The sequence below is a fragment of the Flavobacterium sp. LM4 genome (genome assembly GCF_002017935.1).
Classification (GTDB): domain Bacteria; phylum Bacteroidota; class Bacteroidia; order Flavobacteriales; family Flavobacteriaceae; genus Flavobacterium; species Flavobacterium chungangense.
The window spans coordinates 23,371-33,164 of sequence record NZ_MUFW01000002.1 but is presented as its reverse complement, the minus strand read 5'-3'; the positions used below and the strand labels follow the sequence as shown (position 1 = coordinate 33,164).

Annotated in this window: 6 protein-coding genes; all 6 read left to right on the top strand. The window is 46.9% G+C overall.

Annotated features, from left to right (window positions below):
• The first annotated feature begins 47 nt into the window (after positions 1 to 47).
• The 6 genes from BXU10_RS14285 (at position 48) to BXU10_RS14265 (ending at position 9,679) form a co-directional block, all read left to right on the top strand.
• On the top strand, positions 48 to 3,473 hold the full coding sequence (locus BXU10_RS14285; protein WP_078228021.1) for a hypothetical protein: 3,426 nt from the start codon (positions 48 to 50) through the stop codon (positions 3,471 to 3,473).
• Entirely contained in the window at positions 3,451 to 3,630 is a 180-nt protein-coding gene (locus tag BXU10_RS24815; protein WP_123922023.1) for a hypothetical protein, read from the top strand. Before BXU10_RS14285 ends, BXU10_RS24815 begins: the two co-directional genes overlap by 23 nt.
• An 86-nt stretch (positions 3,631 to 3,716) precedes the next feature.
• Positions 3,717 to 5,918 carry a hypothetical protein gene (locus BXU10_RS14280; RefSeq protein WP_078228020.1) on the top strand — a complete coding sequence of 734 codons (2,202 nt, stop codon included), beginning with the start codon at positions 3,717 to 3,719 and terminating at the stop codon, positions 5,916 to 5,918.
• Positions 5,919 to 6,163: 245 nt separating this feature from the next.
• Positions 6,164 to 7,501, top strand: a complete 1,338-nt coding sequence (locus BXU10_RS14275; protein ID WP_078228019.1) for a hypothetical protein — start codon at positions 6,164 to 6,166, stop codon at positions 7,499 to 7,501.
• 191 nt (positions 7,502 to 7,692) lie between these two features.
• A complete protein-coding gene (locus BXU10_RS14270) occupies positions 7,693 to 8,517 on the top strand; it encodes a hypothetical protein (protein ID WP_078228018.1) in 825 nt (274 codons plus the stop codon).
• A gap of 304 nt (positions 8,518 to 8,821) precedes the next feature.
• Positions 8,822 to 9,679, top strand: a complete 858-nt coding sequence (locus BXU10_RS14265) for a hypothetical protein (protein ID WP_078228017.1) — start codon at positions 8,822 to 8,824, stop codon at positions 9,677 to 9,679.
• The last annotated feature ends 115 nt before the right edge of the window (positions 9,680 to 9,794 follow it).

Below are 9,794 nucleotides of genomic sequence, written 5' to 3'. Positions count from 1 at the left end.
CTGGAAACTATGCAGTAAGCTATACGATTTGTGAAGTAAACAACCCGTTGAATTGTAGTACTATTAGCTCTACGGTAGTAGTAAGTGCCCCGGCGATTGTTGCGGTAACAGACACGACCCCTTCGGTTAATGGATTACCAGGTGGCACCACCACGGCATTAACGGGCAACGATACCTTAAATGGAAGCCCAGTAGTAGTAGGTACTGCAGCAGGGAATGTACAAATCACATCAAGTACGGTTCCAGTAGGGTCAGGACTAGTAGTAAATGCAGATGGAACAGTAACAGTTCCGGCCAACACCCCATCTGGAAACTATTCAGTAAGCTATACGATTTGTGAAGTAAACAACCCGTTGAATTGTAGTACTATTAGCTCTACGGTAGTAGTAAGTGCCCCGGCGATTGTTGCGGTAACAGAAACGACCCCTTCGGTTAATGGATTACCAGGTGGCACCACCACGGCATTAACGGGCAACGATACCTTAAATGGAAGCCCAGTAGTAGTAGGTACTGCAGCAGGGAATGTACAAATCACATCAAGTACGGTTCCAGTAGGGTCAGGACTAGTAGTAAATGCAGATGGAACAGTAACAGTTCCGGCCAACACCCCATCTGGAAACTATGCAGTAAGCTATACGATTTGTGAAGTAAACAACCCGTTGAATTGTAGTACTATTAGCTCTACGGTAGTAGTAAGTGCCCCGGCGATTGTTGCGGTAACAGACACGACCCCTTCGGTTAATGGATTACCAGGTGGCACCACCACGGCATTAACGGGCAACGATACCTTAAATGGAAGCCCAGTAGTAGTAGGTACTGCAGCAGGGAATGTACAAATCACATCAAGTACGGTTCCAGTAGGGTCAGGACTAGTAGTAAATGCAGATGGAACAGTAACAGTTCCGGCCAACACCCCATCTGGAAACTATGCAGTAAGCTATACGATTTGTGAAGTAAACAACCCGTTGAATTGTAGTACTATTAGCTCTACGGTAGTAGTAAGTGCCCCGGCGATTGTTGCGGTAACAGACACGACCCCTTCGGTTAATGGATTACCAGGTGGCACCACCACGGCATTAACGGGCAACGATACCTTAAATGGAAGCCCAGTAGTAGTAGGTACTGCAGCAGGGAATGTACAAATCACATCAAGTACGGTTCCAGTAGGGTCAGGACTAGTAGTAAATGCAGATGGAACAGTAACAGTTCCGGCCAACACCCCATCTGGAAACTATGCAGTAAGCTATACGATTTGTGAAGTAAACAACCCGTTGAATTGTAGTACTATTAGCTCTACGGTAGTAGTAAGTGCCCCGGCGATTGTTGCGGTAACAGACACGACCCCTTCGGTTAATGGATTACCAGGTGGCACCACCACGGCATTAACGGGCAACGATACCTTAAATGGAAGCCCAGTAGTAGTAGGTACTGCAGCAGGGAATGTACAAATCACATCAAGTACGGTTCCAGTAGGGTCAGGACTAGTAGTAAATGCAGATGGAACAGTAACAGTTCCGGCCAACACCCCATCTGGAAACTATGCAGTAAGCTATACGATTTGTGAAGTAAACAACCCGTTGAATTGTAGTACTATTAGCTCTACGGTAGTAGTAAGTGCCCCGGCGATTGTTGCGGTAACAGACACGACCCCTTCGGTTAATGGATTACCAGGTGGCACCACCACGGCATTAACGGGCAACGATACCTTAAATGGAAGCCCAGTAGTAGTAGGTACTGCAGCAGGGAATGTACAAATCACATCAAGTACGGTTCCAGTAGGGTCAGGACTAGTAGTAAATGCAGATGGAACAGTAACAGTTCCGGCCAACACCCCATCTGGAAACTATGCAGTAAGCTATACGATTTGTGAAGTAAACAACCCGTTGAATTGTAGTACTATTAGCTCTACGGTAGTAGTAAGTGCCCCGGCGATTGTTGCGGTAACAGAAACGACCCCTTCGGTTAATGGATTACCAGGTGGCACCACCACGGCATTAACGGGCAACGATACCTTAAATGGAAGCCCAGTAGTAGTAGGTACTGCAGCAGGGAATGTACAAATCACATCAAGTACGGTTCCAGTAGGGTCAGGACTAGTAGTAAATGCAGATGGAACAGTAACAGTTCCGGCCAACACCCCATCTGGAAACTATGCAGTAAGCTATACGATTTGTGAAGTAAACAACCCGTTGAATTGTAGTACTATTAGCTCTACGGTAGTAGTAAGTGCCCCGGCGATTGTTGCGGTAACAGACACGACCCCTTCGGTTAATGGATTACCAGGTGGCACCACCACGGCATTAACGGGCAACGATACCTTAAATGGAAGCCCAGTAGTAGTAGGTACTGCAGCAGGGAATGTACAAATCACATCAAGTACGGTTCCAGTAGGGTCAGGACTAGTAGTAAATGCAGATGGAACAGTAACAGTTCCGGCCAACACCCCATCTGGAAACTATGCAGTAAGCTATACGATTTGTGAAGTAAACAACCCGTTGAATTGTAGTACTATTAGCTCTACGGTAGTAGTAAGTGCCCCGGCGATTGTTGCGGTAACAGACACGACCCCTTCGGTTAATGGATTACCAGGTGGCACCACCACGGCATTAACGGGCAACGATACCTTAAATGGAAGCCCAGTAGTAGTAGGTACTGCAGCAGGGAATGTACAAATCACATCAAGTACGGTTCCAGTAGGGTCAGGACTAGTAGTAAATGCAGATGGAACAGTAACAGTTCCGGCCAACACCCCATCTGGAAACTATGCAGTAAGCTATACGATTTGTGAAGTAAACAACCCGTTGAATTGTAGTACTATTAGCTCTACGGTAGTAGTAAGTGCCCCGGCGATTGTTGCGGTAACAGAAACGACCCCTTCGGTTAATGGATTACCAGGTGGCACCACCACGGCATTAACGGGCAACGATACCTTAAATGGAAGCCCAGTAGTAGTAGGTACTGCAGCAGGGAATGTACAAATCACATCAAGTACGGTTCCAGTAGGGTCAGGACTAGTAGTAAATGCAGATGGAACAGTAACAGTTCCGGCCAACACCCCATCTGGAAACTATGCAGTAAGCTATACGATTTGTGAAGTAAACAACCCGTTGAATTGTAGTACTATTAGCTCTACGGTAGTAGTAAGTGCCCCGGCGATTGTTGCGGTAACAGACACGACCCCTTCGGTTAATGGATTACCAGGTGGCACCACCACGGCATTAACGGGCAACGATACCTTAAATGGAAGCCCAGTAGTAGTAGGTACTGCAGCAGGGAATGTACAAATCACATCAAGTACGGTTCCAGTAGGGTCAGGACTAGTAGTAAATGCAGATGGAACAGTAACAGTTCCGGCCAACACCCCATCTGGAAACTATGCAGTAAGCTATACGATTTGTGAAGTAAACAACCCGTTGAATTGTAGTACTATTAGCTCTACGGTAGTAGTAAGTGCCCCGCGATTGTTGCGGTAACAGACACGACCCTTCGGTTAATGGATTACCAGGTGGCACCACCACGGCATTAACGGGCAACGATACCTTAAATGGAAGCCCAGTAGTAGTAGGTACTGCAGCAGGGAATGTACAAATCACATCAAGTACGGTTCCAGTAGGATCAGGACTAGTGTAAATGCAGACGGAACAGTAACAGTTCCGGCCAACACCCCATCTGGAAACTATGCAGTAAGCTATACGATTTGTGAAGTAAACAACCCGTTGAATTGTAGTACTATTAGCTCTACGGTAGTAGTAAGTGCCCCGGCGATTGTTGCGGTAACAGACACGACCCCTTCGGTTAATGGATTACCAGGTGGCACCACCACGGCATTAACGGGCAACGATACCTTAAATGGAAGCCCAGTAGTAGTAGGTACTGCAGCAGGGAATGTACAAATCACATCAAGTACGGTTCCAGTAGGGTCAGGACTAGTAGTAAATGCAGATGGAACAGTAACAGTTCCGGCCAACACCCCATCTGGAAACTATGCAGTAAGCTATACGATTTGTGAAGTAAACAACCCGTTGAATTGTAGTACTATTAGCTCTACGGTAGTAGTAAGTGCCCCGGCGATTGTTGCGGTAACAGACACGACCCCTTCGGTTAATGGATTACCAGGTGGCACCACCACGGCATTAACGGGCAACGATACCTTAAATGGAAGCCCAGTAGTAGTAGGTACTGCAGCAGGGAATGTACAAATCACATCAAGTACGGTTCCAGTAGGGTCAGGACTAGTAGTAAATGCAGATGGAACAGTAACAGTTCCGGCCAACACCCCATCTGGAAACTATGCAGTAAGCTATACGATTTGTGAAGTAAACAACCCGTTGAATTGTAGTACTATTAGCTCTACGGTAGTAGTAAGTGCCCCGGCGATTGTTGCGGTAACAGAAACGACCCCTTCGGTTAATGGATTACCAGGTGGCACCACCACGGCATTAACGGGCAACGATACCTTAAATGGAAGCCCAGTAGTAGTAGGTACTGCAGCAGGGAATGTACAAATCACATCAAGTACGGTTCCAGTAGGGTCAGGACTAGTAGTAAATGCAGATGGAACAGTAACAGTTCCGGCCAACACCCCATCTGGAAACTATGCAGTAAGCTATACGATTTGTGAAGTAAACAACCCGTTGAATTGTAGTACTATTAGCTCTACGGTAGTAGTAAGTGCCCCGGCGATTGTTGCGGTAACAGACACGACCCCTTCGGTTAATGGATTACCAGGTGGCACCACCACGGCATTAACGGGCAACGATACCTTAAATGGAAGCCCAGTAGTAGTAGGTACTGCAGCAGGGAATGTACAAATCACATCAAGTACGGTTCCAGTAGGGTCAGGACTAGTAGTAAATGCAGATGGAACAGTAACAGTTCCGGCCAACACCCCATCTGGAAACTATGCAGTAAGCTATACGATTTGTGAAGTAAACAACCCGTTGAATTGTAGTACTATTAGCTCTACGGTAGTAGTAAGTGCCCCGGCGATTGTTGCGGTAACAGACACGACCCCTTCGGTTAATGGATTACCAGGTGGCACCACCACGGCATTAACGGGCAACGATACCTTAAATGGAAGCCCAGTAGTAGTAGGTACTGCAGCAGGGAATGTACAAATCACATCAAGTACGGTTCCAGTAGGGTCAGGACTAGTAGTAAATGCAGATGGAACAGTAACAGTTCCGGCCAACACCCCATCTGGAAACTATGCAGTAAGCTATACGATTTGTGAAGTAAACAACCCGTTGAATTGTAGTACTATTAGCTCTACGGTAGTAGTAAGTGCCCCGGCGATTGTTGCGGTAACAGAAACGACCCCTTCGGTTAATGGATTACCAGGTGGCACCACCACGGCATTAACGGGCAACGATACCTTAAATGGAAGCCCAGTAGTAGTAGGTACTGCAGCAGGGAATGTACAAATCACATCAAGTACGGTTCCAGTAGGGTCAGGACTAGTAGTAAATGCAGATGGAACAGTAACAGTTCCGGCCAACACCCCATCTGGAAACTATGCAGTAAGCTATACGATTTGTGAAGTAAACAACCCGTTGAATTGTAGTACTATTAGCTCTACGGTAGTAGTAAGTGCCCCGGCGATTGTTGCGGTAACAGACACGACCCCTTCGGTTAATGGATTACCAGGTGGCACCACCACGGCATTAACGGGCAACGATACCTTAAATGGAAGCCCAGTAGTAGTAGGTACTGCAGCAGGGAATGTACAAATCACATCAAGTACGGTTCCAGTAGGGTCAGGACTAGTAGTAAATGCAGATGGAACAGTAACAGTTCCGGCCAACACCCCATCTGGAAACTATGCAGTAAGCTATACGATTTGTGAAGTAAACAACCCGTTGAATTGTAGTACTATTAGCTCTACGGTAGTAGTAAGTGCCCGGCGATTGTTGCGGTAACAGACACGACCCCTTCGGTTAATGGATTACCAGGTGGCACCACCACGGCATTAACGGGCAACGATACCTTAAATGGAAGCCCAGTAGTAGTAGGTACTGCAGCAGGGAATGTACAAATCACATCAAGTACGGTTCCAGTAGGGTCAGGACTAGTAGTAAATGCAGATGGAACAGTAACAGTTCCGGCCAACACCCCATCTGGAAACTATGCAGTAAGCTATACGATTTGTGAAGTAAACAACCCGTTGAATTGTAGTACTATTAGCTCTACGGTAGTAGTAAGTGCCCCGGCGATTGTTGCGGTAACAGACACGACCCCTTCGGTTAATGGATTACCAGGTGGCACCACCACGGCATTAACGGGCAACGATACCTTAAATGGAAGCCCAGTAGTAGTAGGTACTGCAGCAGGGAATGTACAAATCACATCAAGTACGGTTCCAGTAGGGTCAGGACTAGTAGTAAATGCAGATGGAACAGTAACAGTTCCGGCCAACACCCCATCTGGAAACTATGCAGTAAGCTATACGATTTGTGAAGTAAACAACCCGTTGAATTGTAGTACTATTAGCTCTACGGTAGTAGTAAGTGCCCCGGCGATTGTTGCGGTAACAGACACGACCCCTTCGGTTAATGGATTACCAGGTGGCACCACCACGGCATTAACGGGCAACGATACCTTAAATGGAAGCCCAGTAGTAGTAGGTACTGCAGCAGGGAATGTACAAATCACATCAAGTACGGTTCCAGTAGGGTCAGGACTAGTAGTAAATGCAGATGGAACAGTAACAGTTCCGGCCAACACCCCATCTGGAAACTATGCAGTAAGCTATACGATTTGTGAAGTAAACAACCCGTTGAATTGTAGTACTATTAGCTCTACGGTAGTAGTAAGTGCCCCGGCGATTGTTGCGGTAACAGACACGACCCCTTCGGTTAATGGATTACCAGGTGGCACCACCACGGCATTAACGGGCAACGATACCTTAAATGGAAGCCCAGTAGTAGTAGGTACTGCAGCAGGGAATGTACAAATCACATCAAGTACGGTTCCAGTAGGGTCAGGACTAGTAGTAAATGCAGATGGAACAGTAACAGTTCCGGCCAACACCCCATCTGGAAACTATGCAGTAAGCTATACGATTTGTGAAGTAAACAACCCGTTGAATTGTAGTACTATTAGCTCTACGGTAGTAGTAAGTGCCCCGGCGATTGTTGCGGTAACAGACACGACCCCTTCGGTTAATGGATTACCAGGTGGCACCACCACGGCATTAACGGGCAACGATACCTTAAATGGAAGCCCAGTAGTAGTAGGTACTGCAGCAGGGAATGTACAAATCACATCAAGTACGGTTCCAGTAGGGTCAGGACTAGTAGTAAATGCAGATGGAACAGTAACAGTTCCGGCCAACACCCCATCTGGAAACTATGCAGTAAGCTATACGATTTGTGAAGTAAACAACCCGTTGAATTGTAGTACTATTAGCTCTACGGTAGTAGTAAGTGCCCCGGCGATTGTTGCGGTAACAGACACGACCCTTCGGTTAATGGATTACCAGGTGGCACCACCACGGCATTAACGGGCAACGATACCTTAAATGGAAGCCCAGTAGTAGTAGGTACTGCAGCAGGGAATGTACAAATCACATCAAGTACGGTTCCAGTAGGGTCAGGACTAGTAGTAAATGCAGATGGAACAGTAACAGTTCCGGCCAACACCCCATCTGGAAACTATGCAGTAAGCTATACGATTTGTGAAGTAAACAACCCGTTGAATTGTAGTACTATTAGCTCTACGGTAGTAGTAAGTGCCCCGGCGATTGTTGCGGTAACAGACACGACCCCTTCGGTTAATGGATTACCAGGTGGCACCACCACGGCATTAACGGGCAACGATACCTTAAATGGAAGCCCAGTAGTAGTAGGTACTGCAGCAGGGAATGTACAAATCACATCAAGTACGGTTCCAGTAGGGTCAGGACTAGTAGTAAATGCAGATGGAACAGTAACAGTTCCGGCCAACACCCCATCTGGAAACTATGCAGTAAGCTATACGATTTGTGAAGTAAACAACCCGTTGAATTGTAGTACTATTAGCTCTACGGTAGTAGTAAGTGCCCCGGCGATTGTTGCGGTAACAGACACGACCCCTTCGGTTAATGGATTACCAGGTGGCACCACCACGGCATTAACGGGCAACGATACCTTAAATGGAAGCCCAGTAGTAGTAGGTACTGCAGCAGGGAATGTACAAATCACATCAAGTACGGTTCCAGTAGGGTCAGGACTAGTAGTAAATGCAGATGGAACAGTAACAGTTCCGGCCAACACCCCATCTGGAAACTATGCAGTAAGCTATACGATTTGTGAAGTAAACAACCCGTTGAATTGTAGTACTATTAGCTCTACGGTAGTAGTAAGTGCCCCGGCGATTGTTGCGGTAACAGACACGACCCCTTCGGTTAATGGATTACCAGGTGGCACCACCACGGCATTAACGGGCAACGATACCTTAAATGGAAGCCCAGTAGTAGTAGGTACTGCAGCAGGGAATGTACAAATCACATCAAGTACGGTTCCAGTAGGTCAGGACTAGTAGTAAATGCAGATGGAACAGTAACAGTTCCGGCCAACACCCCATCTGGAAACTATGCAGTAAGCTATACGATTTGTGAAGTAAACAACCCGTTGAATTGTAGTACTATTAGCTCTACGGTAGTAGTAAGTGCCCCGGCGATTGTTGCGGTAACAGACACGACCCTTCGGTTAATGGATTACCAGGTGGCACCACCACGGCATTAACGGGCAACGATACCTTAAATGGAAGCCCAGTAGTAGTAGGTACTGCAGCAGGGAATGTACAAATCACATCAAGTACGGTTCCAGTAGGATCAGGACTAGTGGTAAATTCAGACGGAACAGTAACAGTTCCGGCCAACACCCCATCTGGAAACTATTCAGTAAGCTATACGATTTGTGAAGTAAACAACCCGTTGAATTGTAGTACTATTAGCTCTACGGTAGTAGTAAGTGCCCCGGCGATTGTTGCGGTAACAGAAACGACGCCTTCGGTTAATGGATTACCAGGTGGCACCACCACGGCATTAACGGGCAACGATACCTTAAATGGAAGCCCAGTAGTAGTAGGTACTGCAGCAGGGAATGTACAAATCACATCAAGTACGGTTCCAGTAGGATCAGGACTAGTGGTAAATTCAGACGGAACAGTAACAGTTCCTGCCAACACCCCATCTGGAAACTATGCAGTAAGCTATACGATTTGTGAAGTAAACAACCCGTTGAATTGTAGTACTATTAGCTCTACGGTAGTAGTAAGTGCCCCGGCGATTGTTGCGGTAACAGACACGACCCCTTCGGTTAATGGATTACCAGGTGGCACCACCACGGCATTAACGGGCAACGATACCTTAAATGGAAGCCCAGTAGTAGTAGGTACTGCAGCAGGGAATGTACAAATCACATCAAGTACGGTTCCAGTAGGGTCAGGACTAGTAGTAAATGCAGATGGAACAGTAACAGTTCCGGCCAACACCCCATCTGGAAACTATGCAGTAAGCTATACGATTTGTGAAGTAAACAACCCGTTGAATTGTAGTACTATTAGCTCTACGGTAGTAGTAAGTGCCCCGGCGATTGTTGCGGTAACAGACACGACCCCTTCGGTTAATGGATTACCAGGTGGCACCACCACGGCATTAACGGGCAACGATACCTTAAATGGAAGCCCAGTAGAGTAGTAGGTACTGCAGCAGGGAATGTACAAATCACATCAAGTACGGTTCCAGTAGGGTCAGGACTAGTAGTAAATGCAGATGGAACAGTAACAGTTCCGGCCAACACCCCATCTGGAAA